Consider the following 24532-nt stretch of genomic DNA (forward strand, 5'->3'; position numbering starts at 1 on the left):
TCAGCGCATGATGACGTCAGTCGACACTGATCTGATCCGGGTTCTGGCCGACCCTCTCAGGCTCCAGATCGTGACCTTGCTCGCCAAAGAGACGCTGTGCACCACCCACCTGGTGGAGGAGACCGGTGCCAAGCAGACCAATCTCTCCAACCACATGAAGGTGCTGCGCGAGGCCGGGGTCGTCGAGACGGAGCCGTGCGGCCGGTACATCTACTACCGGCTCAAGGCGGACGTCATCGCCCAACTCGCCGGCCAGTTCGCCGACCTGGCCGAGTCCGCGCGCACCGCCGCCGAGAACAAGAGGGCCTGCCCATGACCGCCGCCGAAGCCGCCCCGACCGCGGAGTCCGCGACAGCCGCTCCAGCATCCGCCTCTGTCGGGTCCGCGCCGGGTGCCACTCCGCCGCGTACTCCTCTGGTCGCCCGGGCCGCCGCCGAACTCATAGGCACCGCCCTGCTGGTGGCGGTCGTGGTCGGCTCCGGCATCCAGGCCACCGAACTGACCAAGGACGTCGGCCTGCAGCTGCTGGCCAACTCCACGGCCACCGTCTTCGGCCTCGGCATCCTGATCCTGCTGCTCGGTCCGGTCTCCGGGGCGCACTTCAACCCGGTCGTCACGCTGGCCGAGTGGTGGACGGCGCGACGCGGCGGCGCCGGGGTCACCCTGCGCGAGGTGGTTGTCTATCTGCCCGCGCAGATCGTCGGCGCGATCGCGGGCGCGATCCTGGCGGATGCGATGTTCGCCGAACCGCTGGTGAAGTGGTCCACGCACGACCGCTCCGCCGGCCACCTGCTGCTCGGCGAGGTCGTCGCCACCGCGGGTCTGATCCTGCTGATCTTCGGTCTGGCGCGGTCCAACCGGCTGCAGTTCGCGCCCGTCGCCGTCGCCTCCTACATCGGCGCCGCGTACTGGTTCACCTCGTCGACGTCCTTCGCCAACCCTGCGGTGACGATCGGCCGCGCCTTCACCGACACCTTCGCGGGCATCGCCCCCGGCTCGCTCCTGGGGTTCATCGGCATGCAACTCGTCGGCGGCGTGATCGGGTTGGCCCTGGTGGCGCTCATCTTCATGCGTGGCCGCCCCGCTGAATGACGTACACGACACAGGTAGTGGTGATCGGTGGCGGCCAGGCCGGGCTCGCCGTCGCGGGGGCCTGGGGGTGTCCCCCAGAAAACACAGCCACCTGCGCCGCCTCGGCCTCGACTTCGTCATCCTCGACGCCCAGACCACACCGGGCGGCGCCTGGCAGCACACCTGGGACTCGCTGCGCCTGTTCTCCCCGGCCACGTACTCCTCGCTGCCCGGCCGCCTCATGCCGCCGCAGACCGGCGAGACCTACCCCGACGCGCAGCACGTGGTGGAGTACCTCGCCGACTACGAGAAGCGGTACGAACTGCCCGTCGAGCGACCCGTGCGCGTCCTCGACATCCACCGGGACGACCAACTCCTACGCGTGGAAACCGACTCCGGCACCTGGCACGCCCGCGCCGCAATACCGCAGCCCCGCTGACCTGGCAGGCCAACGCGTGATCGTGGTAGGCGGGGGCAACTCCGGCGCCCAGATCGCCGCCGACCTCGCCTACGACACCCGACTGATCTGGGTCACCCGGCGTCCACCGCGCTTCCTGGCCGATGACATCGACGGGCGTGCCCTGTTCGACGCGGCCACCGCCCTCCCCCACTCTCGGCTTCGCTCGAGCGGGGGGACCCCCATCGAGCCCTGGACGAGGGACGCACGGACACGGGTGGCGTCGCGTCGCTCGGGGACATCGTCGCCGTACCGCCCGTACGCGAGGCACGAGACCGCGGGCTCCTGAAGGCGAGCCCGATGTTCTCGCGTCTCGTCCGCGGCGGCGTCGAATGGGCCGACGGCACCCGCGCCAAGGCCGACACGATCATCTGGTGCACGGGCTTCCGCCCAGCCCTGGCCCACCTCGCACCACTCGGCCTGCGGGGCCGACGCGGTCGTATCCCCATGATCGGCACCCATGCTCAGGCCGAACCGCGCCTGCACTTGCTGGGTTACGGCGACTGGACCGGCCCTGCCTCCGCGACTCTGATCGGCGTCGGTCGCGCGGCCCGTGACGCGGCCCGGGAGATTCGCCAGCTCCTCGCCGCCGACAGCTGATGCGGGTGGGTGGCTTTTTTCACGAGTTGTGAAGTCCGTTCTTCACGAATTTGGGAGTCAACCTGGCTCAGGTCGGAATCGATGTTCGTGAGATCGGGAGGCATCCGGCCGCTCAGTCGTGACGGGCGAGCTTGACTGCTGAGATGAGCAGGATCACGGCCAGCGCGGGGATGAGCACCAGGTCCGGAAACACACCGAGGAGCAGTCCGCCCAGCACGGCCCCGGCGACCGAGCCGACGGCCATGACCGTCGTGAAGCGGAGGTTGGTGCTGAGGACGGCGAAGCTGCCGTCGCGGCTGTAGCGGGCGAAGGCGACCAGCATGGTCGGCAGGGAGACCAGCAGGGAGAGGCTGCCGGCGGTCTTGATGTCCTCGCCGAACAGCAACACGATCGTCGGGATCAGCAGCTCGCCACCGGCCACTCCCATGATCGCGGCGACTACCCCGATGCCGAACCCGGCTACCACTCCGGAAGGGATCTGGGCCCAGAGCGGCAGCGCGAGGGGGTCGAAGGTGGTGGTGTGGGTGACCACGAGCGCGGCGGCCATGAGGACCATCAGGGCTGCCAGAACCTTGTAGAGCGTGGTGCTGCGCATGCGGACCGCCCAGGATGCGCCGGCCCAGGCGCCGAGGAGACTGCCGGCCAGCAGGTTGATCGCGACGGGCCAGCGGGAGGCGACCTCGGCGGCCGGGACCGCAGCCAGCCGGGCGGGTAGTGCGACCAGGACCACGACCAGGCTCATCGCCTTGTTCAGGATGACGGCCGAGAGCGCCGCGAATCCGAAGAGGCTGATCAGCAGTGGCAGACGGAACTCGGCGCCACCCAGCCCGATCATCCCGCCCAGAACGCCGATGGCCGCTCCCGCACTGAACACGACAGGTGCTGAGTACGTCGGCCGGAGGGGATGGAGGGTCTGGTCCGTGGTCATGACGGGCATCCTCGCTTGTGGCCCGCCTCTGCTGCTATGGCGCGACTGGGACTTCCTCTTCGACCAACTCCGTTCCACCACCGCCGTGCTGGACTACCTTTTCCGCGCCGCCGCCGGGCCTCCCATCGCCCTGGGCGAAGAGCCCGTGCGCTACTACGAGTTCGCCGCGGCCGACGAGGAGGCACCACCCGCGGACATCGACACCGAACTCGTCGGCCCCGGGGGCTGGTTGTTCTCCACACCGCTGCTGCCACAGACACCGGTCGGCGCCGCGGGCACCCGCGCCCACCTGGTGCTGCGTCTGGTCATGGAGGACATCACCACCAGCCCGCTACCGGACCACGCCGATCGGAGAGGACCGCCTGGCGGTCCTCTCCGATCTGGACCAACTTCCCGTTGGAGTCCGGGAAGAGTGGGGCCAACTGCTACTGGAGATGCTCGACGACGTCGTACAGGTACCCGAGGAAAGCACGAGGTGGCGCTTCCGGCGGCAGCTCAACGCCGATGCCACCCGCCAGACCGTGTACGCCTGCGCCACCCGCTTCGAGGAGCAGATCCAGGCGATCTTCGGCAGCTACGTACAGCTCCGCCATCACGAGGTCGCCGAACGCATCGGCCGCCCCGATGGACTTGTCACCGTCGGAGTGGTGCTGACGCCGAGCCGCAGCGGCCGGCGCCCGTGGGACACCACGATGATCCGCATCCACGGGCCCAGCACGCTGACGGACGAAGAAGCAGCGGAGTTCGGCAAGTTGTGGAACGAGAACGCCGCGACGGCCTGATCCCCGTGCTACGTCAAGGTCAGGCCGCGGGGACAGCTGCGGTCAGCATCTGCCCCATAGCGGCCACGACCGACGGCTCGACCCGGTAGTACACCCACGTGCCGCGCCGCTCGGAGGTGAGCAGGCCGGCCTCCCTGAGCTTCTTCAAGTGGTGGGAGACCGTCGGCTGCGAGACGCCCACGTCGGAGATGTCGCACACGCACGCCTCGCCGCCCTCGTGCGAGGCGACCAGCGAGAACAGGCGCAGGCGGACCGGGTCGCCGAGCGCCTTGAACATCGCGGCGGTCCGCTCGGCCTCCTCGGCCGTCAGCGGCCGCTCGGTGAGCGGCGGGCAGCACGGCACGACACCCTCGGCGGCCTCGGGTTCCAGTAGCGGCAGCACCTTGATGTTCGACATACGTCTATGTTGACATACGTCGAACCAGAGCGCCCAGGGTCCGCGGTCTCGTCAGCCTCGGTGCACGTACCCCGCCAGGCGCCGGGCGGCCCGGCTCGCGTCCCCGCCAACCCCGCGGAGGGAGTTCGAGGACAGGCTGCGCTGCCACTCCAGTCCCACGTATGCGAGGCCAGGGTGGGTCAGCGAGACGCCCTCCCGGTGGGTCGGGTGACCGTGGTCGTCGAGCGCGCCGAGCGAGGCCAGGTAGCCGAGGTCGGGGTGGTAGCCGGTGGCCAGCAGGATCGTGTCGACCTCCTCGCTGCCGCCGTCGGTCCAGGTGACCTTGGCGCCGTCGATAGCCGTGAACACCTGGCGCCGGTCCGGAGCGCCGGCGGCGAGAGCAGCCCGGTATCGGCCGTCGTCGATGACCAGCTGAGTCGGCGGCGTGCGCAGGAACCGGCCGAGGGGCAGGGCATCGACCCCGGTCCGCTTCAGCCACCAGTGCAGATCCCGGCCCAGCGTGCGCTGCGCGGCGAAGCGCACCGGATGCCGCGTGGCGAGGGTGACCCGGGCATGCGTGGCCAACTCGGCGGCGATCTGCACGGCCGAGTTTCCGGCCCCGACGACCACGACGCGCTGCCCGGCGAACAACTCCGGCGCGCGGTACTCGGCCGCGTGCAGCAGCGTGCCGACGAAGTCCTCCAGTCCCGGCAGCGCGGGGCGACGCGGGCGGCCGAAGGTTCCGGAAGCCGCGACCACTCCCCGCGCGGACAGCTCCCCACCGCTTTCCAGTACGAGCGTGAAGGTGCCGTCGGTGGCAGCCCGGACCTCCCGAACACGCACCCCCGTGCGGATATCGGCATCCAGGTGATCGGCGTAGCGCAGCAGGTACGCGACGACCTCGTCCCGATGCGGATAACGGTCCCGGTCTCCGCTGAAGGGCATCCCGGGCAGCGAGCTGTAGCCGGCGGGAGAGAAGAGCCTGAGGCTGTCGTAGTAGCGCGGCCATGCTCCGGTCGGCCGGTCGGACGCCTCCAGAACCACCGGGCCCAGTCCCTGCCGGCGCAGGGCATGCGCGGCAGCCAGTCCCGCCTGGCCACCGCCGATCACCGCTACGTCCACTCGCTCCATGACCCCGACCTCCAGATTCGATGAGTGTCTATGTTGACGTCTATCGATACAGGTGCCATGCTGGCAGCGCAAGAGATCGACAGATGTCGAAACAAAGGGGAACATCGTGGCCGCGTCCATCAACAGCGTCCTCGCCACCGACCAGCTGCCCGTCGTGGTCATCGGAGCCGGCCCCATCGGCCTGGCTGCCGCCGCCCACCTCGCCGAGCGCGGCATCGAGCCCCTCGTCCTGGAAGCCGGACCGGCAGCGGGCAGTGCCGTACGGGAGTGGTCGCACGTGAGGCTGTTCTCCACCTGGGGCGAGGTCGTCGACCCCGCCGCCGAGAAGCTTCTCGCTCCCACCGGCTGGGTCCGTCCCGACGCGGCCGCCTACCCGACCGGCGGCGACTGGGCCGACCAGTACCTCCAGCCACTCGCCGACACCCTGGGCGACAAGGTCCGCTACGGCGCCACGGTGACCGGCGTCGCCCGCGCCGGCCGCGACCGCATCGTCGACGCGGGCCGCGACGAACAGCCCTTCACCGTGCACATCCAGACCGCGGACGGCCGCGAGGAGCGGATCATCGCCCGCGCTGTCATCGACGCCTCCGGCACGTGGTCCACCCCCAGCCCGCTCGGCGCGAACGGCCTGCCCGCCCTAGGCGAGAGGACCGCCGCCGATCGCATCTCCTACAGCGTCCCCGATCTGAAGGACCCGGCCGTCCGCGCCCGCTACGCGGGCAAGCGCACTGCCGTCGTCGGCTCCGGCGCCTCCGCCTTCACCGCGCTCGCCTACCTCGCCGACCTGGCCAAGGAGGAGAACGGGACGCACGCGGTGTGGATCCTGCGCCGGGGGATCACCGGTTCGACGTACGGCGGCGGCGAGGCCGACCAGCTTCCCGCCCGCGGTGCCCTCGGCCTGCGTGCCAAGGCGGCCGTCGAAGCCGGGCACGCGAGCGCGGTCACGGGATTCCGTACACAAGCTGTGGAGCACAAAGGCGACCAGCTCGTCCTCGTGGCGGAGGACGGCCGCCGCCTGGACCCGGTCGACGAGGTCATCGTCCTGACCGGCTTCCGCCCCGACCTCTCCTTCCTCGCGGAGCTCCGCCTCGGCCTCGACGAGCGCCTCCAGGCCCCGACCGCCCTGGCCCCGCTGATCGACCCCAACGTGCACTCCTGCGGCACGGTCTACCCGCACGGCGTGAACGAACTCTCGCACCCTGAGCAGGGCGTCTACCTGGTCGGCATGAAGTCCTACGGCCGAGCGCCCACGTTCCTCGCGATGACCGGCTACGAGCAGGTCCGCTCCATCGCGGCGGCCATCGCCGGCGACCAGGAGGCCGCCGAGCGCGTCGAACTCACTCTGCCGGAGACCGGGGTCTGCGGCGGCGCGGGTCTGTTCGACGAGCCCGAGGCCGCCCAGGGCAGCGAGGGCGGCGGCTGCTGCGCGGCCCCGGCCACCCTGCAGATCGGCATCGGTGCCCCGGCCTCATCCGGCGGCTGCTGACCCGCCAACCACCCCTTCCAGCAGGAGGTTCGCCATGACGTCCCGCGTACAGCTCGCCCTCCGCGTCCCCGACCTCGCCGAATCCGTAGCCTTCTACACGAAGCTCTTCGGCACCGAGCCCGCCAAACTCCGCGACGGATACGCCAACTTCGCCATCGCCGAGCCCCCGCTCAAGCTCGTCCTCATCGAAGGCACCGCAGGTGAGGCGACCCGCATGGACCACCTCGGCGTCGAGGTCGAGACGACGAAGGCCGTCCACGCCGCCACGGCCCGCCTCGGCGAGGCCGGCCTGGCCACCGACGTGGAGAACGACACCACCTGTTGCTACGCCCTCCAGGACAAGGTCTGGGTCCACGGCCCCGGCCAGGAACCCTGGGAGGTGTACGTGGTGAAGGCCGACGCCGACTCCCTGGCCAAGCAGCAGGGCAGCACCTGCTGCGCCGCCGACCCGGTCGAGGCCGACACCGACACCGACACCGACACAAAGGAACCGGCCGTCGCGGGCGGCTGCCGCTGATCCGCCGATGACCAACCTCCACACCAGCGAGGCCGTGACCGGAACGGGGGACCGGTCACGGCCTCGCGCCGCCCTGCCCGCCCTGTGCGCCACCCAGATCACCAGCTGGGGAATCGTCTACTACGCCTTCCCCGTCCTGAACCCCGAGATCACCGCGGCCACAGGCTGGTCGACCACCGCAACCACCGCCGCCTTCTCGGGCGCGCTCCTGGTCTCCGCCCTCACCGGCATCCCCGTCGGACGCATCCTCGACCGTCGAGGCCCGCGCGCCGTCATGACCACCGGCTCCGTCCTGGGCGTCATCGCCGTGCTGGCCATCGCCTACGCACCCAACCTCGCGGCCTTCACCGCCGCCTGGCTGCTGGCCGGCGTGGCCATGGCCGCCACCTTCTACCAGCCCGCCTTCGCAGCCCTCACCCGCTGGTGGGGCGAAGACCGCGTCCGCGCCCTCACCGTCGTCACCCTCGCCGGCGGCCTGGCCTCCACCGCCTTCGCGCCCTTCACCGCCACGCTCGCCGAGCATCTGAGCTGGCGCACCACGTACGCCGTACTCGCGGTGATCCTGGCCCTCGTGACCATCCCCGCTCACGCCTTCGCGCTACGAGCACCCTGGCCGCCCGCGCCAACGCCGCCCTCCCAACGGGACACCCCCAACGGCTCGGTGACCCGCAGCCGACCGTTCCTGATGCTCGCCACCGCGCTCACCCTGAACAGCTTCGCCATGTACGCCGTCGTCATCGCCCTCGTACCCCTGCTGATCACGCGCGGCGCCAGCCCCACCGCCGCCGCCTGGGCCCTCGGTCTGGGCGGCGCAGGCCAGACCCTCGGCCGCACGCTGTACGCAACGCTCGCAAGCCGCACGGGCGTCACCACCCGCACTGTCGCCCTTATCACGCTCGGCGGGACCACGACCGCCGCGTTCGCGATGGTCTCCGGCCCCTTCCCCCTGCTCGTTGGCATCGCGATCGCAGCCGGCATGGTGCGAGGAAACCTCACCCTGCTCCAGGCCACCGCCGTCACGGACCGATGGGGAACCACCCACTACGGGCGCCTCTCCGGGCTGCTGGCCGCGCCATCCACCATCGCCGCAGCGCTGGCGCCGTTCGCGGGGGCGGCGCTGGCGGGGCCGCTCGGTGGCTATCCCGGCCTGTTCATCGCGCTTGCGTTGGCCTCCGTCTCAGCAGCACTCTTCGCGGCCGGAGGGACCCCGAGCCGTCCACAGCACGACACCGACAGGACGTCTACGAGTCCGTAACGGACGGTGGGCTGCGCCGTTCCCGGTACAGCCCACCCACTTCATCTCCGGCTACCGCCCATCGCTGTCGCCGTACTTACCCGACTGTCTGTAAGCACTTGTTTTGGCTCCTTCGCGCGGTCCACAGCCTGTGCGCAAGCCGCAGTAAAAGCCGCCGTCACAGCTCCTTCGTCCGTGCCGCTCGCCCGAACGTCGATCTCTCCTCCCAGCCGGCGAAGGGTGCTCCAGCGCACCACCTGGTCGGTGTAGAGATCCGTCTCGAACTCCCAGGCGTCCACCGACCAGGGAACGAGACGATTGGCCGGCTCACGTGTCCCACCGGGCATGAGGGCGGCGTGGGCGTGGTGGACGACGCGGCGGCCGGGAAGGCGGTCGCACGGCGCTCAGGCCGCCAGGTCCTTCCCTTCCCTCTCCCACTTCCGCCGGTCCCACTGCCCGGCACCGACGCCGCCTAACTGGCCTCCGTCCTCCGCCCCGGCGATGTCGTCCTCGTGAAGGCGTCCCGCGGCGGACAGCTGTGGGCAGATCGCCCAAGCACTCACCGGGCAGCCCGTCACTGGCTTGTGAGCAGCCGTCGGCCTGCCAGCTCACCAGGGCAGGCCCCCACTCCGGCTCGTACGCGGGGAGGACGCCCGAGTCGACGTCCACCAGGTTCCTCCGGGACGGTGCGAAGGCTCCCCATCCATCGGCCGTCTATCGGCCGTTGAGCTCGGAGCGGCACACCGCGCAGTACATGGCCGCGTTGCGTCCGTGCCGCCGCATCAACTGACCGCAGCCTGCGCACAGCCCCAGCTCCCAGGGCGGGCACCCCAGCGCGGCCGAGGCGGCAGCCCGCTCGACGGACGTGATCAACGTCGGTTTCACAGGCCGCCGCAGCGGCATCCTCGGCAGGGTGTAGCCACCGGTGGGCTGTCCGCGATCGCGGATGGGCCGCGCGTCGCTGACGAACCATCTCTCCTCGCCGGCACGGCACGTCCGGTCGATCTCATGCTCGGCGAAGGTGATCCGGTCGTCCTCCTCATGCTCCGGCACGACGGGAAGCGCCACTTTCTCTCCGACCAGCTCCCGCCAGAACTCGCAGTCGTCCGCTGGGACCCACATGTGCCGTCCAGCCCGGCCGCTGCCCCGATTTGGCACGTATACGGGCACGCTCTCCCCTGTCGCGCTGGACAGAACGAGATCCTCGATATGGACGGGCTTCTTCTCCGGCCGGCACAGCGCGGGCAGGAACCACTCAGCATGAGTCCCGCCGCAGTGGCCGGCCCCCTCGGAAAGCAGGCAGTGGCGATCGCTGCTGGGCACACACTTCCAGACCTGGAGGTAGCGGTACCCACCGCGAATCACCATCTCCTTGCCGTCGGCTATCTCCTTCCACGGCATGTCGTCCACTCGGGCCCATGGTGCCCGGTCGATCAGTGAGGCCGTGCGGTCCTTCGCCACCCAGAGGGGCGTGATGTCGTGCTGAACGGCGTTGACGGACCGGCGGTGGACGCCGCTGGGGCTGATGTGGTGGTACTGGATTTCCCAGCCGATGCGGATCCCCCCAGGGCCGGCAACGAGGGCATCAGATACGGTCCGCCGGTTCCCTGTTGAGACTTCGGCTTCTGCAACGAGACCACATCGCGAAGCAGTCTCCACGATCCGCTCCTTCGTGGCCTTGTGCTGAGCACTCTCCGCCGGGGTCGCCTTGTGCGTGACCGGCAGATGCGCGGCAACCAGTGGGAAGCGCCCGCCGACGCGAGCACCACCATGGCCTCAAGGAGACCGTTCATCCCGAGACCGGAGCAACGGCCATGTGGCGCTGCACCCATCCCGTCGAGATCCCGGGCCAGGTGCAAGAGGAAGAGCCGAACTGGTGGGACGACGCACCCGACCCTGCCGACGTCTGAGCCCGAAACTCGCCGACCGATCCCGGAGTCCAGTGGGGTCGGCCGGACCAGTTCCACGGCGGCCATGGTGCGAGGCTGACAGACACTTCTGCGGTGGTCGGGAACACCAATAGATCGGCCCCGCGGCGTGGCCGACACGCCATCGCACTCTCCCGACGGCGCCAGCCCATGATGGTGAGCAGCCTCCCTCTGACCGTCTCTGACCGCCTCTGAACAGGTACAACGTGACGGTCTCTGGTCCCAGTTCTGGTCTCATTCGCCCCCGTCCGGCGCCGTTCAAGGGCACCGCTGCCACCCGCTCCACTCCAGGTCAGAACACCCCCGTCCCCCACCGAACCCCCGGACGAAGACTTGAAAAGCGTGTTGGGGGCAACCCCTCACGGGTTCGAATCTCGTATCCTCCGCCAGTGCCTCACCGGGCACGAAGTCGAAGGGCCCCGCTGTTCGCGGTGGGGCCCCTCGTCGTGCGTGGTCGCAGTTGCCGGGATGGGACCGGACCGGGCCTCGGCGAACAGTGATCGGGGGCGCGGCCTCCGGGTGATCGGCCGCGTTGCCGTACGCGAGCGCGAGGCAATCGCACGACGCGACGGACGAGTTGAACTCGGTGGGCTCGGGCGCGCACAACAACCCCAGCAGGGCTCCCGGCATCGCTCGGTCGGATTCCTGTCCCCGGGCTACCGAGTGGCCCCGCCCTCATGCGCGGACGACCGGAAGATCACTCGCCCGGGAAATCTGTTCGCCCTGCCGGTTCCAGGATCGGTTGAGAGGCGGCTTCCAAGCCGGTGATGGGTCTTGGCTACGCGCCCGGTGGCCTGTGGCCTGTGGCCTGTGGCCTGTGGCGAACGTCGCAGGCCCCGATGCGCCGTCGACGTCCCGTCGTTACTTCTTGATGTTTCAATCATGGCGCTATGCCGAGAGCGGGCGAATGGTGGTGCGATGGGGCGTCCTGAGCGGCCGGTGGATCCCGAGGCCGGAGCCGTGCAGCGGCTTGCTCATGAACTGCGGGTGCTGCGCGCCGGGTGCGGCCGGCCGTCGTACCGGGTGATGGCGCAGCGGGCCCACTACTCGGCGGCCTCGCTGGCCCAGGCGGCCGCCGGTGAGCGGCTGCCGTCGCTGGCGGTGGTGCAGGCGTACGCGCAGGCCTGTGGGGCGGACCCCGGGGAGTGGGAGGCGCGGTGGAAGACCGCGGCCGAGGAGGAACAGGCTGACCGGCAGAGCTGCGAAGACAGCACGGACGAGCCGCCGTACCGGGGACTGATGCGGTTCGAACCCGGTGACGAGGAGCTGTTCTTCGGCCGGGACCGGCTGGTCGGGGAGTTGCTCGGGCTGGTCTGCGAGCACCGGCTGGCGATGGTGTTCGGCACGTCCGGCAGCGGGAAGTCCTCGCTGCTGCGGGCCGGGCTGATACCCCGGCTGCGGCGGCACATAGAGAAAGAGGGCTGCGCTGCGGTGCTGCGCGTGCTCACCCCGGGGGCCACGCCGGCGGCGACCCACGGTCGGCTGCTGGTCCCGGAGGAGGGCGAGCCGGACAGCTGGGTGGTGGTCGACCAGTTCGAGGAGATCTTCACGCTGTGCCGGGACCGGGAGGAACGTTCCCGCTTCATCGACCTGCTGTTGGCGGCCCGGGAACCGGACACCCGGTTGCGGGTGGTCATCGCGGTGCGGGCGGACTTCTATGCCCGGTGCGCGGAGCACCGGGGGCTCGTGGACGCGTTGGGCGAGGCTCATCTGCTGGTCGGGCCGATGGACACGGCGGAGCTGCGGGAGGCGGTCGTCAGGCCGGCCGCGGCCGCCGGGCTGCTGGTCGAGCGCGAACTGACCGCCAGGATCATCGACGAGGTCGTCGACCGGCCCGGCGCGCTGCCGATGCTGTCCCACGCCCTGCTGGAGACCTGGCACCGGCGCCGGGGACGGACCCTGACGATGTCCGCCTACGAGGCGGCCGGCGGGGTGAGCGGCTCGATCGCCGCGACTGCGGAGAGCCTCTACGGCAAACTCTCCTCCGCCCAGGCCCGCACGGCCCGGCAGGTGCTGCTCCGGCTGATCGAACCCGGGCAGGGCACCTCGGACACCCGGCGCCCGGTCCGGCGCGCCGAACTGGAGTCGGCCGACCCCGAGGTGTCCGAGGTCGTCGAGCGGCTGGCCCGCGCCCGGCTGCTGACCGTGGACGCCGAGTGCGTGGAGCTGGCCCACGAGGCCCTGATCAACAGCTGGCCCCGGCTGCGCGGCTGGGTCGAGGAGGACCGCGAACGGCTGCGTCACCACCGGCGCCTCACCCAGGCCGCCCACACCTGGGAGGAGCTCGGCCGCGACTCCGGCACCCTCTACCGGGGCACCCGGCTGGCCCACGCCGAGGAGTTGTTCGCGGCCGGGCGGAACCCCGGACGCGACACGACGTTTTCCAGGACATCGGACGAACTCAACACGTCCGAGCGGGACTTCCTCACCGCGGCCCTGGACGCCCGTGCGGGCGAACGCCGGGCCGCCACCAGGACCGCCCGCCGGGCCCGGCGGCTGATCGCCTCGCTGTCCGTCGCCGTGGCGCTGTCGCTGGTCACCGGCCTGGTCGCCTGGCAGCAGCACCGGACCGGCGTACGGGAGCGCACCGAGACGGCGGCCCGCCGGGTCGCCTCGGTCGCCGCCTCGATGCGGACGACCGACCCCAGGACGGCGATGCTGCTCAGTGCCGCGGCCTGGCGTACCGCCCCGCTCACCGAGACCCGCTCGGCACTGCTCGGCGCCCTCACCCAGCCGCAGCTGGACGCCTTCACCGCGCCCGGCGCGAGCGGCGACACCCCGCGCTTCCTCGCCGACTCCGGCCGTACCGTGCTGGGCACCGAGGGACGGACGTGGCGGAGCTGGGACGTCGCCACACACCGACGTACCGCGTCCGGACGTCTGCCTCAGGGCACGGTGGTGCTCGCTGCCGGTCCCGACGCCCGTGTGCTGGTGCTTCAGGTGCCCGGCGGCGGCCAGCGGCTACGGAACGTATCCACGGGGAAGTGGACCGGACCCACGCGCGCCCTGCCATCGTCCGCCCTTGTCGGCATCGGGCCCAGCGGCCGCAGCTATGTGGTGAGCGAACCGGACCGCGGTCGGACGCAGGTGCGTTCCGTCGCGGACGACCGGCTGCTGTACGAGGCCTCGGGGAAGGGCGGTCCGGACGTGGCCCCGAGCCCGGACGACCGTCAGGTCGCCGTCTGCTCCCCGGGGCAGGCGCCGGTCGTGTGGGACATCGCCCGCGAGCGTACGGTCCACGGCGCCTGGGAGCGGACCCACGGAATCTGCGACGACAAGGACGCGCTGCTCCGGTTCGGCGCGGGCAACCGGCTGACCGCCCTGTCCACCATGGGCATACGCGCCTGGGACACCGCGTCGGGACGGCAGCTCGCCGACATCTACTACCCGGACGTCGAGTACGCCGCCTTCAGCGAGGACGGACAGTTCCTGGCGGCCTCGTGCCGCAACGAGATCAGGGTGTGGCGGCTGTCGGCGCCCGGCGCCCCCGTCTTCCGGTACCTCCTGAACGGCCAGCTCCCCTCGGGCAGCCTCGCCTGGGATCCCGGCCGGCCGGTCCTGCGCTACCTCGAAGGCGGCACCGTCCACACCCTCGACGTCGCCGCCGCCGTCACCCCCCGGTGGCGCGACCGCCCGCTGGACAACGCGCTGCTCAGCCCCGACGGCCGCACCCTCGCCACCGCCGAGCGGACCGGCGGCGACTACCGCTTCCAGCTGCGGGACACCGCCGACGGGCGGTTGCTCCGCGAGTTGCGATCCCCGGCGTTCCCGGTGTCCCGTGACCCGAGCGAGCCGGTCGTGCCGGAGGACACCATGTCCCTGATGGCGTTCAGCCCTGACGGCAAGGCGTTCACCTACGGGGTGTCCACGCCGGGCCGGGACGCCGCGCCCCAGCAGCTGATCGTCTGGGATGTCGCCGACGAGCGCGAACAGACCACCTTGGACATCACCTCGTCCTCCGCTACTGGGACGGCGGTCGCGGTCGCCCTCGGCCCGGGCGGGCGCACCCTGCTGGCCGCCCGCACTCCGGGCTCCCCCGAGATCACCAACGAGGTCTGGGACACCGCGACGCACCGCAGAACGGCCGTGCTCAAGGACTTCGACAGCAGCACGCTGGCCGTCCGGCCCGACGGCCGTCTGCTGCTCGGCACCAGCCACACCGCCGAACTGCCCTCCGGACCGGTCGCCGCACAGGCCCTCGGCCAGGGCGGGCAGATCGGCGCCCTGGCCTTCAGCGCCGACGGCTCCCGAGTGGCGGCGGGCGACCTGACCGGCCGCGTCGCGCTCTGGGACGGAGCGCTCCGCCAGCGCGCGGGCATCCTGCCCAACGTCTTCCCGGCCCCGGTCCTCAACACCCCCGAAGCCGTCAGCGCCCTGGCCTTCAGCCCCGACGGCCGGACCCTCGCCGTCGCCGGTGACGCCGGCACCATCCAGCTCTGGGACACCGCCACCCAGCAGCCCCTCGGCAACGCCCTGGCCACCCCCGGCGAAGGCATCCGCTCCCTCGCCTTCAGCCCCGACAACGACACCTTGTACGCCGCCGGAGACCACGTACCGCTCCAGCGCTACGCCATCGCCTCGTCCGCCGCCCTCGCCCGGGTGTGCGCCCGCGCCGGCACCGCACTGACCCGCGCCCAGTGGCGCGCCCACATCCCCGACGCGCCCTACCGCGACACCTGTGACCAGCGGTAATACCACCGAGTAACCCCTTCCGTGGATTGTCCAGAGTGATGGAAGGGGCTACTTGGACAACCTGCGGATTGCCAGCCTTGGGGTGAGACCTGACAGACCCGACCGACCCACTTGACCGAAGGTGCGTCAGCCTTGACCCGAGATCGTTCACCCGACCATCCCTCCGTGCTCGTGGTGGAGGACGAAGCCGGCGGCTCCGGGGTGCTCGTGACAGCCCTGGGCTTCCTCGGCTTCGACGCGCACACCGTGGCCACGGGCACCGAGGCGCTGGACGCCGTACGCCATCGGCGGCCCGACGCCGTCCTGCTGGACCTGACGCTCCCCGACCACGACGGCGCCGAGGTCTGCCGACGGCTGCGTGCCTCGGGGAACAACACGCCGGTGCTCTTCCTCAGCGCCCGCCACGCGGTGCAGGACAAATGCCGTGCGCTGGCCATGGGGGGCGACGACTACGTCACCAAGCCCTTCGACCTCACCGAGGTCAGCGCCCGGATCCGCGCGCTGATCCGGCGCTCCCGGGTCACCAGCCACCACCAGGGCGCCGACTACGCCGTGCCCTACGCCGTGCCCTCGGCCCCGAGGCGGCTGCGCGCGGCCGGGGTCGAACTGGACGTCGGCACCCGGGAGGCGTGGCGGCACGGGCAGCCGGTGAGGCTGTCGGCCACCGAGTTCGCCCTGCTGAAGGTCCTCGTCGAGAACGCGGGCCAGGTGATCTCCAAGGGGAGGATCCTGGACACCGTGTGGAAGTACGACTTCCAGGGCGAGTCCGGAGTCGTGGAGACCTACGTCTACTACCTGCGGCGCAAGCTGGGCGACTCCGGGCAGTCGCTGATCCGCACGGTGCGCGGCGCGGGCTACCTGGTGAGCGCCGATGGCTCCGGTGGCGCCGCCGCCGACAACTGACCGCCGCCACCCTGAGCCGGGTGACGGCGGCAGCGATGGTGGCGGTGGCGGTGCCGGTCAGCCGATCCAGAGGTCGTAGACGGCCTGGTCCCGCGTGTCGTTGTACGAGATGAGCCTGGGCTCCCAGCGCCATCCGGTGCTGGGCTTGCGGTGGTGGAACTCGACCGACTGCCCGGCCTTCCACCAGTAGCCCCACGCCGTGGTGCAGCCCTTCGGCGCGATCTCCCAGAACTGCGAGCCACCCCAGTCGCCGTACTGGTTCTCGCCGACGAAGTAGAACTTCACCGTCTCGTTGGACCCGCTGCAGACCCTGAGGGTCACGTTCTTGGTGTCGGCCGCGTAGGCCGCTCCGGGGGCCGCCAGGCCGCCCGCGAAGGCGGCTGCGGCGAGCACGGCCATGACGACCTTGCGTCTGATAGTGCGCATGGGAGTACCACCGATCTTGTGCGTGTCTGAGGACTTGTTCGTGTTCGGGGCTCAACTCGGCAGGAGGCCCTTGGAGCGCAGCCAGGTCCTGGCCGCTTTCCCGGGGGCCTCGCCCGCGCTGACCGATGAGGTGAGGGCCGCCAGTTGGGCGGTCGTCAGCAGGGGGTTGAGGCGGGCCAGCGCCTTTCGGCCGTCCGGGTCCACGGCAGGGGCGCTGATCAGGGGGAAGACATGCTCGGGCGGGACGACGGACTTGGGGTCGGTGAGGACGACCAGGCCGTCCCGGGCGATCGCGGGGTCGGTGCTGCGCAGCACCAGTACGTCCGCTACGTCCTCTGTCCCGGCGGAGGCGAGCGTGATGCCGTACGCCTTCTTCAGGGACGCGGCCGACGGGGCGTCGGGGTCGCCGGAGGCGGGGCCGCCGAGCGTCAGGCCGGGGCCGGCCCTGCCGAGGTCGGCGAGGCCGCGCAGCTTGTGGCGCTCGGCGGTGGCCTTGGTGACGGCGAGGACGACCCCGCCCTGCGCGGCGGCCGGTGGCAGCGCGACGATGCCTGGGGGCAGCGCCATGCTCAGCGTCGCCTCCATGTTGCCGGGCATGGTCTGGCCGCCCGGCATCGCGCGCAGCAGGGTGCTCTCATAGGCGGGCGCGATGCTGATCTCCCCGTCCACCACGGCCTGTGCGGTGTCGACGGGGGTCTCGTACTCGGTGTCCGCCGTCCGCACCTCCTCCCCGGCCTGGGTGAGGAGTTCGCCGTAGAGCGCCGCCACGACCCGGCTCTCCGCGGAGCCGTCCGTGCCGATCACGGTCGGCCCCGCCCGGTCCGCGTAGCCGACGTGCGTGCCTCTCGTACTCCCGCTCGCACAGCCGGAAAGGGCGAGGAGCGAGCAGACGGCAAGAACGGCGACTTGGAATGAGGGGCGAAACGGGGATCGAATTCCAGACATCACGCAATACCCGTCAGCAGCCGTCAGCAGTGTCGACCGCGGTCCGACAACGACATCGGCTTGTCCTTGAAAGTGACGTAGCCGTAACCGGGGTTGTCGCTGTTGAAGCCGGACTGCTGGAAGTCGTAGACGTACCAGACATAGTGGCCGTAGTACTTGTCCCTGAACTGGATCTCCCACCAGCCCTTGGCCTGTTGCTTGGCCGTGCCGCGCTCGATCCAGCCGTAGCTTCCCGGCGGGATGTTGAGCGTGTTGGACTCGGTGTCGGTGTGGGAGTTCTGCCAGCTGTGGCTGTAGCTGGTCTCGACCTGTACCTCGAAGACCTCGGCGAACTTGTAGCCCGCCGTGACCGAGACGCCGACCGTGTTGCCGGCGGTGGTCGTGTCCGACCAGTCGATCCGGTGCTGGTTGGTCTGGCTCCCGCAGTTGTACGCGGTGCTGCCGACCTGGTGCGCGGGGCCGGTGTAGCCCCAGTAGCTCTGCGGGCGGAACTTGCAGAAGCTGGCCCAGTTGCAGGCCTTCAGGAGCTCGGCGTTGGTCGGGGCGTCGGCGGCGAAGGCCTGGGGGGCCGTGAGCAGCGAGGCGCCCACGGTGAGGGCGCCGAGCACTCCGAGGACACGGGGGGAAACGCGCTTGACGGATTTCCGCTTACGCAAGGCGAATGCCATTGTTCACTCCAACGAGAAGGGGAAGTGCGCTTCACTATCGATCGAAAATCGCCCGCCGGTCAACAGAAGAAAAGAAAGCGTAAGGTTAATTCGAGGTAAATCGAGATCCGGTACCTTTGGGAATGACCGAAAAGCACTACCCGAATTAAATTCCCTTTGGGCTTTGAATTAGAGCAGCGCTTTTCGCTCATTAGACAGCACACTGCAGCCGCGTTTGATCAATGTTTCATCAGAGTCGGCTCAGAGTCCGCCGAGCGGTGTCTGAGCGGAATTTGATGGTCTTCCGATCCCGGCGGTCTTGGCTTGCGGCATGACGACCCATCCGCCGGAAGCGGCCACCTCCGACCTTGACCTGCTGATCTTCTCGGCCTTCACCGAAGTGATCTCCGGTGAAGGCCGGTGGAGCGAACAGACCGCTGCCCCCGAATACCCCTGGTCGTGGGCCCGGTTCCACGAGTACCGCGACTCCGGCCGGGGCCGGGCCCGCGGCGGGGAGGTGCCCCGGGCTCTGTCTTCGTACGGCATCCGCGGATCATGGAACTGCGCCATCCTTGACCTTGGCACCGAAGCTGCTTCGGCCCGCCCGTGACGTTCTCTGTCTGTCGAGGTGCACCCTCATGAAGTCCCCATCGACGCTTGCAACTTGGCTGAGCGGACTCGACGGTTCCCGCCTGGCACGCGTACTCGCCATGCGGAAGGACGCGGCCTCCTCTCCGGAACCACGCTCGGTGGGGGAACTGGCGGACCGTCTCCAACGTCCGGGGTCCGTGGCACTCGTCCTGCCACAACTCACGCTGCCGTGCCTGCAGGCCGCCGAGGCGCTGGCCGCCCTGGGGGCACGAGCGACCCGGGACAGCCTCGCGGAGTTGCTCGGCTCGACATCCCCTGCGGCGGTACACGCGCTGGACGCGGCCCTGGAGGCGCTGTCGGACCGGGCGCTGGTGTGGCACGACGGCAACGGGGCTCTGCACATGCCTACGCCCCTGCGGGAGGCATGGGGTACGCCCCTGGGACTCGACGCCCCGCTGGAAGAGCTGCTGGCGGGCGCCACCTCGGAGGAACTGCGCGGCATGCTGGCGGTCCTGGGTGTCAAGGCACCCGGCACCAAGCAGCAGCGGCTCGCGGCTCTGGTGGAGCATCACAGTGACGCGGAACGGGTCGCCGCGTTGGTGGCGGGGGCACCGGCGGCCACACGGAAGTTGCTTGAGCAGAGCGCCGGGGCCACGCCGCGTCAGTCACCGCGTCAGTCACTGTTCGTCGTGTTCGGGGCGCCTGGCCGCGACCTCCAGCCAGGCGCCCGATGGGCACTCGACCGCGGGCTGCTGCTCCAGGACCCTCACCGGTACGAGCCCGTCCGGATGCCGGGCGAGGTGGCCTTGGCTCTGCGGGGCCCCGATTGGCGCGCTCCGTTCGAACCTCTGCCGCCCGTCGCACAGTTGGTGCCCGTCACCTCCTCGGAGGTGGAGCGGGAGGCCGCGGTGGCCGCCACCGCGTTCGCGGCCCAGGCCGCCGCCGTCCTTTCGGCGTGCGCGACCGCTCCACCGGCCCGGCTGAAGTCGGGCGGGATCGGCGCGCGTGAGCTGGCCCGGCTCGGCAAGGCCGCGCACGCGGACGACGCCGTCGTACGCATCGCCCTGGAGACCGCGTACGCCGCCGGACTGCTGGCCCGCGACGGCGATCGCGTACCTCCCACCGAGGCGTACGACGCCTGGGCCGAGCAGGAGCCCGCGGAACAGCTCGCCGTACTGCTCCGGGCATGGCGGGACCTGCCGCTCACCCCCACCCGGGCGCGCGACGAAGACGACAAGGCGCTTCCCGCGCTCGCCGGTGCGCCTGACTGCGGCGGTTGTCTGCAGGCCCGCCACGGGCTGCTGACCGCGGCGGCGGGGCTCCCGGCCGGACAGGGTGTGAAGGTCGCTTCGGAGCTGGGGCCGCTCGTGGCCTGGCACCGTCCGCTCGCCGACGACGCCTCGCCCCAGGACACGGCACCGTTCAGCACCGTGATCCGCGAAGGCGAACTGCTGGGCGTGCTGGCGCGGGGTGCGCTGTCCCCGCTCGGTGCCCACCTGGCGGCCCACGCCGACGAAGAGCTCGACAGCACGGCCCGGCGGCTGCTGCCCCCGGCGAGCACGACGGCCCGGATCGGCGCCGACCTCACCGCCGTCGTCACCGGCACCCCGTCCGCGCGACTCGCGGAGCTGCTGGATTCGATGGCCGACCGGGAGACCAGTGGCACGGCGTCGGTATGGCGCTTCAGTGCCGGCAGCATCCGCCGGGCCCTGGACGCCGGCCGCACCCCGGACGACATCACAGCCGACCTGGCAGCCGGCTCCGCCACGGCCCTGCCACAGCCGCTGACCTATCTCATCGCCGACACCGCACGAGGTCACGGACGGGTACGCATCGCCCCCGCGGCCTGTGTCATCCACGGCGACGAACCCGCGCTCCTGGCCGAACTCGCCGTCCACCGCGCACTGTCCAAGCTCGCCCTGCGGCAGCTCGCCCCGACGGTCCTGGTCAGCGGCAGCCCACCCGCGACGACTCTCGCCGCGCTCCGTGCCGCGGGCTACGCCCCGGTCGCCGAGACCGCCGGGGGAACGGTACGCATCGAAAAGCTCCCGCCTCAGAGGGCGGCCGCTGCCGTCCCGCCCCCGCGAAGGAAGGCCGTTCGAAGCGGCCCCCGGATCACCGCGACCCGCGCCCCGGACCTGCCCACCGACGCCGAGATGGACGTCCTGGCCCTGGCCGACCGGCTGCTCAAGGCCCCGTTGACGACACCCGAACCCGACCCGTTCGGCACCGGGGTGCCTTACGCGACGGACACCGAGGAGATCGTCTCCGGATACGCGAAGCACCTGTCGTACAGCGACGTCCGCCAGGTCGCCCACGCCATCGACGCCGGTGCGGCGATCACGGTCGAGTACGTCGCCACCTCGGGCAACCGGACCGTACGCACCCTCAGCGACCTGGAACTCGACCCGCCCTACCTCGACGCCTGGTGCCACCTGCGCGAAGCGGAACGCGTCTTCACTCTCTCCCGCATCCATGGGGTGATGCCCGCGTAGGACTCGGCGGCCAAGGCCGGGTGCCCGCGCGTACCACCCTGGTGCCTCGCGAGATATACTTGACCCCACATTTGATATCAGGGAGGCACTAAATGAGTCGGACAGTTATCGACCTGGACGACGACCTGGTCGCGGACGTGGCCAAAGCCCTCGGGACGAGCACCAAGAAGGAGACGGTCAACACCGCTCTTCGCGAGGTGCTGGAGAGTCGGCGACGCGCCCTGGCTCTCGCTCGGCTGCGGGCCGCGGCGGGGGACGGCGCATTCGATCTGGAGCTGTTCGAGAACAAGGGGAACTACCGCCGGTGAACGCGGCCCAGTTCCTGATCGACACCAGCGCGCTCGCTCGGTTCATGCGCGAGGACGCGGAGCAGCACGGCTGGGACCAGGCGGCAGCCGCCGGGCTCATCGCCACCTGCCCGATCACCGAGCTTGAGTTCTTCCACAGCGCCCGGTCGGCCGCCGACAGGGCGCGCGGCATCGAGGACATGCGACTGATCTTCGGTTGGGTTCCCGTCGACGACCGCGCCTACGACCGCGCCTGGCAGGTCCAGGAAGCTCTCACCAGACAGGGAAAGCATCGCAGTGCGGGTGCGGTGGACCTCGTCGTCGCCGCGACGGCCGAGCTGCAAGGGCTCACCCTCCTGCACCGCGATCACGACTTCGCCTGCATCGCGGCAGTGACCGGCCAGGCTCTCCAGTGGTACGGCCCGGAGAGCGGCAAATAGGCGGGCGATGGTCGCAGTTGTGGTTGCGTTCACCTGCGTACAGCATCGTTCAGGAGGCCCACCCACCACAGCCGCACCGCAGGTCAGAACGCTCCCGCACACGCCTGTACCTCCAGACGAACCTTTGGAAAGGGTGTTGGGGGCAACCCCTCACGAGTTCGAATCTCGTATCCTCCGCAGCCGCCTGAACAGGCGAAACGAAGAGCGTGAACGCAACTGCGGCCCGGCTCTTCGGTGTGTGTCGGCTCCTAACGGGCAGTCGGCACCAACCTGCAGTACGGAGGGGGCCTACGGAACTTGGCGGTAGATGTCGCGGCGGTTGCCGACGGCCAGGACCCACACGATCAACTGACCGTCCTCGACGGTATGGACGACGCGGTAGTCGCCGACCCTGAGCCGCCAGCGGGCACTGTGCCCTTGCAGGGCTTTGATGTCGAACGACATGGTGGCCCCCGCGTCCATCGCCTTCTGGAGTTCGGTGAGGCGGTGCAGGATGCGCAGGACGTCCGGGCGCGGGATCTTGAGCATGCCCCGCTGCGCGTGCGTCGTGAAGCGCGTGACGTACCCCATGGGGTCAGCCCTGATGAGCGCGCAGCAAGGCGGCCATCTCTTCGAGCGAGACCGACCCCTCCGTGCCCTCGGACTCGGCCTCGTCGGCCATCTGGTTGAGCCACGCCTCTTCGGCGTTCTCCGCGATCTCACGCAGGCGCTGGTACTCCTGGATGTCGATCACGACGGCTTCCTGCTTGCCGCGCCGAGTGATGATCGTCGGGGTTTCCTCCCGACGAGCGCGGTCGATGACGTCAGCGAGGTGGCTGCGGACATCGGCCATAGATTCGATCACCGGATCACTCATGCCATGAATGTAACAGATGTACATGAGGGCCTCTGAGCCTCCTCGATCGTGTACGGCTCAATGTTCGACTCCCTCCTTCCTTTTCCAGACGCGGAGTCGTGGCGATCTCCGCCACGTCGGTTCGGGACATGTCTCGCTCACCGGCTCGGCGCGCTCCTGACGGCGTCCGCCATCCACCCCAATTGCGGTACCAGGGCCCCAGTTTGGGAGTGCAGGACCATTGATGGGTACAACGACCGCGTGGAGCCCAGGGGGAAGGAGTTGCGACGTGTCCCTGACGAACCGGCACCGGGTGTCGGTGCTGCACATCGACCGTGACGCCGATCTGCCGTTGCTGTACGTCTACCTGCCGGAGGAGAACGCGTTCCGGACGCTGGGGTACGTACGGCTGAGGGGGGTCACCGTTTGGGACGGCGTGAGCCATGCCGGACCGGACACCGACGATCAGCGGGACAGGTTCCTGTTGAAGATCCTGACCGCGCTGCTGGTCCCGCCACGCGAGGCGCGGCGCATCGTGCGCTCGGCCGATCACCTCTCGGAGCAGGGAAGTCCGTCCGTAGCCGGTCCTGGGACGGGCCTCGGCGCGCACGAGCTGGATGCCGGGGCTCCTGAGTTCCCTGTCGGGCCCGGGGAGCACGGTGGCACGCACTTGATCGGGCCCGGCATCGTCGTGGGGCTGCTGTGCGGCCTGCTCGTCGGCCGGCTGCTGGCGGGCTGGAACGGCGCGGTGATCGGCGCGTTCGTCGGCGCGTCGACGTTCCCCGATCTGTTCATGGGCGGCTGGCAGGCCCTGCACGCACGCAGCCCCCGCAACTACGTGGTGATCCAGGACACGGTGGCCACGCTGCTGGTCGCGGTCGGTGCGGTCGCGGGGGGCGTGCTCGGCTATATGCACGAGACCGGGGGCGAGGGCGTCGGCCAGGCACGCGGTGTCTTCCTTGGCATGGCGGTTGTGGCGTTCCCGCTCACTCAGCTGGCCACGACCTTCAGCATGGTGCCGTTCCGGCAGCGGTCGGTGGCCTGGTTCGGCCCGCTCGTCGTGGGCGGGCTGGCCTGGGCCGCATATGCGCTGTGGAGCAGCCCGGTGGCGCTGGCGCTGGGGATCGTCCTGGGGTCGTCGGTCGCGGGCGCCCTGGCGCGGCGCATCGGTGGTGTCGGCTGACCGTACGGGCGGTGGCAGGGCGGCAAGGAGGCGGACGTGGTCAGGTGTCCGGCGACCGGTCCTCGGGCCGACCGCCTTGGTGGTCGGCCCGAGTGATGTCCCACGACCGGGACGCGGCGTCATAGGAGATCCGGAATCGCCCGTCGGCCTCCTCCAGCATGGCCAACACGTCCCGCAGATCCCGGGCGGCCTGGGCCGGCAGCCGCTTGGGCATCTTGATGACCAACCGGCCGTCCCCCGTGACGATTTCAAGAAGTTCCGTGTCGGCGAGGGATGCGTCGATCTCCTCGCGTCGCCCTGGGCGGACCAGGCCGGCGATCTTGGGCCAGACCTCCTCGCCGGCCTTGGTCGCGATGGCGGAGACGAAAGGTTGCAGTGCCGCGGTGGTCACGACCGCGGTCGCCAGATCCAGGAATCCGATGCGCTCACCGCTGTCGCTCAGGTCGCAGTTCCAGCACCGCGCGGCCGTTCGCTGGTGACCGCAGGCCGGGCACGGGAATTTCGACACGTCACCTGTCATCCTCACCTCGCATCGGTGACCACCAGTGGGCCGTCGCGTCAGCGTGCACCGAAGGCCG

24 protein-coding genes and 1 pseudogene are annotated in these 24532 nt (G+C 70.4%); 14 read left to right on the forward strand and 11 right to left on the reverse strand.

All coding sequences use genetic code 11. The annotated features are described in order from the left end of the window. The first annotated feature begins 7 nt into the window (after positions 1–7). The 3 genes and pseudogenes from ACIBEI_RS25555 to ACIBEI_RS25565 all read left to right on the forward strand — a co-directional run bounded on the left by ACIBEI_RS25555 (position 8) and on the right by ACIBEI_RS25565 (position 2128). The gene (locus ACIBEI_RS25555) at positions 8–316 is read left to right on the forward strand and encodes an ArsR/SmtB family transcription factor (RefSeq protein ID WP_398892574.1); all 309 of its coding nucleotides are present in this window, start codon (positions 8–10) and stop codon (positions 314–316) included. Continuing rightward, positions 313–1092 carry an aquaporin gene (locus ACIBEI_RS25560; RefSeq protein WP_398892575.1) on the forward strand — a complete coding sequence of 260 codons (780 nt, stop codon included), beginning with the start codon at positions 313–315 and terminating at the stop codon, positions 1090–1092. The genes ACIBEI_RS25555 and ACIBEI_RS25560 overlap by 4 nt, the downstream gene beginning before the upstream one ends. Then, a pseudogene (locus tag ACIBEI_RS25565) lies at positions 1089–2128 on the forward strand (NAD(P)-binding domain-containing protein). Before ACIBEI_RS25560 ends, ACIBEI_RS25565 begins: the two are co-directional and overlap by 4 nt. 112 nt (positions 2129–2240) lie before the next feature. On the opposite strand, the gene ACIBEI_RS25570 reads toward ACIBEI_RS25565, so the two are convergent. Together ACIBEI_RS25570 and ACIBEI_RS25575 are read right to left on the reverse strand one after the other, a co-directional pair. Continuing rightward, the gene (locus ACIBEI_RS25570) at positions 2241–3056 is read right to left on the reverse strand and encodes a sulfite exporter TauE/SafE family protein (protein WP_398892576.1); all 816 of its coding nucleotides are present in this window, start codon (positions 3054–3056) and stop codon (positions 2241–2243) included. 153 nt (positions 3057–3209) lie between these two features. Further along, entirely contained in the window at positions 3210–3365 is a 156-nt protein-coding gene (locus ACIBEI_RS25575; protein ID WP_398892577.1) for a hypothetical protein, read from the reverse strand. 125 nt (positions 3366–3490) lie between these two features. Here ACIBEI_RS25575 and ACIBEI_RS25580 point away from each other — a divergent pair, with 125 nt between their 5' ends. Beyond that, entirely contained in the window at positions 3491–3838 is a 348-nt protein-coding gene (locus ACIBEI_RS25580) for a hypothetical protein (protein ID WP_398892578.1), read from the forward strand. 19 nt (positions 3839–3857) lie between these two features. On the opposite strand, the gene ACIBEI_RS25585 is transcribed toward ACIBEI_RS25580, so the two are convergent. Beyond that, complete coding sequence (locus ACIBEI_RS25585; protein ID WP_398892579.1) at positions 3858–4235, reverse strand: ArsR/SmtB family transcription factor; 378 nt, start codon at positions 4233–4235, stop codon at positions 3858–3860. Positions 4236–4286: 51 nt separating this feature from the next. Next, positions 4287–5345: a flavin-containing monooxygenase gene (locus ACIBEI_RS25590; RefSeq protein WP_398892580.1), complete on the reverse strand. Its 1059-nt coding sequence runs from the start codon at positions 5343–5345 to the stop codon at positions 4287–4289. A gap of 106 nt (positions 5346–5451) precedes the next feature. On the opposite strand from ACIBEI_RS25590, the gene ACIBEI_RS25595 reads away from it, so the two are divergent. From ACIBEI_RS25595 to ACIBEI_RS25605, 3 genes are read left to right on the forward strand one after another with little or no spacing between them, the layout of a single operon-like run. Further along, entirely contained in the window at positions 5452–6831 is a 1380-nt protein-coding gene (locus ACIBEI_RS25595; RefSeq protein WP_398892581.1) for an FAD-dependent oxidoreductase, read from the forward strand. A 34-nt stretch (positions 6832–6865) separates the two neighbouring features. Continuing rightward, a complete protein-coding gene (locus tag ACIBEI_RS25600) occupies positions 6866–7348 on the forward strand; it encodes an ArsI/CadI family heavy metal resistance metalloenzyme (protein WP_398892582.1) in 483 nt (160 codons plus the stop codon). 7 nt (positions 7349–7355) lie between these two features. Beyond that, entirely contained in the window at positions 7356–8603 is a 1248-nt protein-coding gene (locus tag ACIBEI_RS25605) for an MFS transporter (RefSeq protein WP_398892583.1), read from the forward strand. 693 nt (positions 8604–9296) lie between these two features. Here the strand turns inward: ACIBEI_RS25605 and ACIBEI_RS25610 are convergent. Next, on the reverse strand, positions 9297–10043 hold the full coding sequence (locus tag ACIBEI_RS25610; protein WP_398892584.1) for a hypothetical protein: 747 nt from the start codon (positions 10041–10043) through the stop codon (positions 9297–9299). A 1385-nt stretch (positions 10044–11428) separates the two neighbouring features. On the opposite strand from ACIBEI_RS25610, the gene ACIBEI_RS25615 reads away from it, so the two are divergent. Both ACIBEI_RS25615 and ACIBEI_RS25620 read left to right on the forward strand, forming a co-directional pair. Continuing rightward, positions 11429–15202 carry a WD40 repeat domain-containing protein gene (locus ACIBEI_RS25615; protein ID WP_398892585.1) on the forward strand — a complete coding sequence of 1258 codons (3774 nt, stop codon included), beginning with the start codon at positions 11429–11431 and terminating at the stop codon, positions 15200–15202. 132 nt (positions 15203–15334) lie between these two features. Continuing rightward, positions 15335–16105 carry a response regulator transcription factor gene (locus ACIBEI_RS25620; RefSeq protein ID WP_398892586.1) on the forward strand — a complete coding sequence of 257 codons (771 nt, stop codon included), beginning with the start codon at positions 15335–15337 and terminating at the stop codon, positions 16103–16105. Between the two features lie 57 nt (positions 16106–16162). Here ACIBEI_RS25620 and ACIBEI_RS25625 read toward each other — a convergent pair whose 3' ends face one another. The 3 genes from ACIBEI_RS25625 to ACIBEI_RS25635 form a co-directional block, all read right to left on the reverse strand. Next, complete coding sequence (locus tag ACIBEI_RS25625) at positions 16163–16531, reverse strand: hypothetical protein (protein WP_398892587.1); 369 nt, start codon at positions 16529–16531, stop codon at positions 16163–16165. Between the two features lie 51 nt (positions 16532–16582). Then, the gene (locus ACIBEI_RS25630; RefSeq protein ID WP_398892588.1) at positions 16583–17335 is read right to left on the reverse strand and encodes a glycine betaine ABC transporter substrate-binding protein; all 753 of its coding nucleotides are present in this window, start codon (positions 17333–17335) and stop codon (positions 16583–16585) included. 164 nt (positions 17336–17499) lie between these two features. After that, on the reverse strand, positions 17500–18144 hold the full coding sequence (locus ACIBEI_RS25635; RefSeq protein WP_398892589.1) for a hypothetical protein: 645 nt from the start codon (positions 18142–18144) through the stop codon (positions 17500–17502). A 310-nt stretch (positions 18145–18454) separates the two neighbouring features. Between ACIBEI_RS25635 and ACIBEI_RS25640 the strand changes: the two genes are divergently transcribed. The 4 genes from ACIBEI_RS25640 (at position 18455) to ACIBEI_RS25655 (ending at position 21936) form a co-directional block, all read left to right on the forward strand. Further along, complete coding sequence (locus ACIBEI_RS25640) at positions 18455–18733, forward strand: hypothetical protein (RefSeq protein WP_398892590.1); 279 nt, start codon at positions 18455–18457, stop codon at positions 18731–18733. 28 nt (positions 18734–18761) lie between these two features. Continuing rightward, on the forward strand, positions 18762–21209 hold the full coding sequence (locus ACIBEI_RS25645; RefSeq protein ID WP_398892591.1) for a helicase-associated domain-containing protein: 2448 nt from the start codon (positions 18762–18764) through the stop codon (positions 21207–21209). A 92-nt stretch (positions 21210–21301) separates the two neighbouring features. Then, positions 21302–21517, forward strand: coding sequence for a type II toxin-antitoxin system VapB family antitoxin (locus ACIBEI_RS25650; RefSeq protein ID WP_053752751.1), 216 nt, complete (start codon positions 21302–21304; stop codon positions 21515–21517). Beyond that, the gene (locus ACIBEI_RS25655) at positions 21514–21936 is read left to right on the forward strand and encodes a PIN domain nuclease (protein WP_398892592.1); all 423 of its coding nucleotides are present in this window, start codon (positions 21514–21516) and stop codon (positions 21934–21936) included. Before ACIBEI_RS25650 ends, ACIBEI_RS25655 begins: the two co-directional genes overlap by 4 nt. 288 nt (positions 21937–22224) lie before the next feature. On the opposite strand, the gene ACIBEI_RS25660 is transcribed toward ACIBEI_RS25655, so the two are convergent. Together ACIBEI_RS25660 and ACIBEI_RS25665 are read right to left on the reverse strand one after the other, a co-directional pair. Then, complete coding sequence (locus tag ACIBEI_RS25660) at positions 22225–22506, reverse strand: type II toxin-antitoxin system RelE/ParE family toxin (protein WP_398892593.1); 282 nt, start codon at positions 22504–22506, stop codon at positions 22225–22227. Between the two features lie 4 nt (positions 22507–22510). After that, positions 22511–22792, reverse strand: coding sequence for a type II toxin-antitoxin system Phd/YefM family antitoxin (locus ACIBEI_RS25665; protein WP_398892594.1), 282 nt, complete (start codon positions 22790–22792; stop codon positions 22511–22513). Positions 22793–23060: 268 nt separating this feature from the next. Between ACIBEI_RS25665 and ACIBEI_RS25670 the strand changes: the two genes are divergently transcribed. Next, positions 23061–23954: a hypothetical protein gene (locus ACIBEI_RS25670; protein ID WP_398892595.1), complete on the forward strand. Its 894-nt coding sequence runs from the start codon at positions 23061–23063 to the stop codon at positions 23952–23954. 40 nt (positions 23955–23994) lie between these two features. Here the strand turns inward: ACIBEI_RS25670 and ACIBEI_RS25675 are convergent, their stop codons facing one another. Then, complete coding sequence (locus ACIBEI_RS25675) at positions 23995–24462, reverse strand: hypothetical protein (RefSeq protein ID WP_398892596.1); 468 nt, start codon at positions 24460–24462, stop codon at positions 23995–23997. Positions 24463–24532: the final 70 nt, after the last annotated feature.

Origin of the sequence: Streptomyces sp. NPDC050988, assembly GCF_044456225.1 — a bacterium.
Lineage (GTDB): Bacteria > Actinomycetota > Actinomycetes > Streptomycetales > Streptomycetaceae > Streptomyces.

What these genes read in the sequence shown, in the direction of transcription:
- ACIBEI_RS25575 (WP_398892577.1), bottom strand. Translation starts at nt 3,365, where the DNA reads ATGACCAGACGCAGCACCAGGTGGGCGCGGGTGCCCGCGGCGCCGACC.
- ACIBEI_RS25580 (WP_398892578.1), top strand. Translation starts at nt 3,491, where the DNA reads ATGCTCGACGACGTCGTACAGGTACCCGAGGAAAGCACGAGGTGGCGC.
- ACIBEI_RS25585 (WP_398892579.1), bottom strand. Translation starts at nt 4,235, where the DNA reads ATGTCGAACATCAAGGTGCTGCCGCTACTGGAACCCGAGGCCGCCGAG.
- ACIBEI_RS25665 (WP_398892594.1), bottom strand. Translation starts at nt 22,792, where the DNA reads ATGAGTGATCCGGTGATCGAATCTATGGCCGATGTCCGCAGCCACCTC.
- ACIBEI_RS25615 (WP_398892585.1), top strand. Translation starts at nt 11,429, where the DNA reads ATGGGGCGTCCTGAGCGGCCGGTGGATCCCGAGGCCGGAGCCGTGCAG.
- ACIBEI_RS25555 (WP_398892574.1), top strand. Translation starts at nt 8, where the DNA reads ATGATGACGTCAGTCGACACTGATCTGATCCGGGTTCTGGCCGACCCT.
- ACIBEI_RS25640 (WP_398892590.1), top strand. Translation starts at nt 18,455, where the DNA reads ATGACGACCCATCCGCCGGAAGCGGCCACCTCCGACCTTGACCTGCTG.
- ACIBEI_RS25570 (WP_398892576.1), bottom strand. Translation starts at nt 3,056, where the DNA reads ATGACCACGGACCAGACCCTCCATCCCCTCCGGCCGACGTACTCAGCA.
- ACIBEI_RS25660 (WP_398892593.1), bottom strand. Translation starts at nt 22,506, where the DNA reads ATGGGGTACGTCACGCGCTTCACGACGCACGCGCAGCGGGGCATGCTC.
- ACIBEI_RS25600 (WP_398892582.1), top strand. Translation starts at nt 6,866, where the DNA reads ATGACGTCCCGCGTACAGCTCGCCCTCCGCGTCCCCGACCTCGCCGAA.
- ACIBEI_RS25650 (WP_053752751.1), top strand. Translation starts at nt 21,302, where the DNA reads ATGAGTCGGACAGTTATCGACCTGGACGACGACCTGGTCGCGGACGTG.
- ACIBEI_RS25560 (WP_398892575.1), top strand. Translation starts at nt 313, where the DNA reads ATGACCGCCGCCGAAGCCGCCCCGACCGCGGAGTCCGCGACAGCCGCT.
- ACIBEI_RS25605 (WP_398892583.1), top strand. Translation starts at nt 7,356, where the DNA reads ATGACCAACCTCCACACCAGCGAGGCCGTGACCGGAACGGGGGACCGG.
- ACIBEI_RS25590 (WP_398892580.1), bottom strand. Translation starts at nt 5,345, where the DNA reads ATGGAGCGAGTGGACGTAGCGGTGATCGGCGGTGGCCAGGCGGGACTG.
- ACIBEI_RS25625 (WP_398892587.1), bottom strand. Translation starts at nt 16,531, where the DNA reads ATGCGCACTATCAGACGCAAGGTCGTCATGGCCGTGCTCGCCGCAGCC.
- ACIBEI_RS25635 (WP_398892589.1), bottom strand. Translation starts at nt 18,144, where the DNA reads ATGGCATTCGCCTTGCGTAAGCGGAAATCCGTCAAGCGCGTTTCCCCC.
- ACIBEI_RS25645 (WP_398892591.1), top strand. Translation starts at nt 18,762, where the DNA reads ATGAAGTCCCCATCGACGCTTGCAACTTGGCTGAGCGGACTCGACGGT.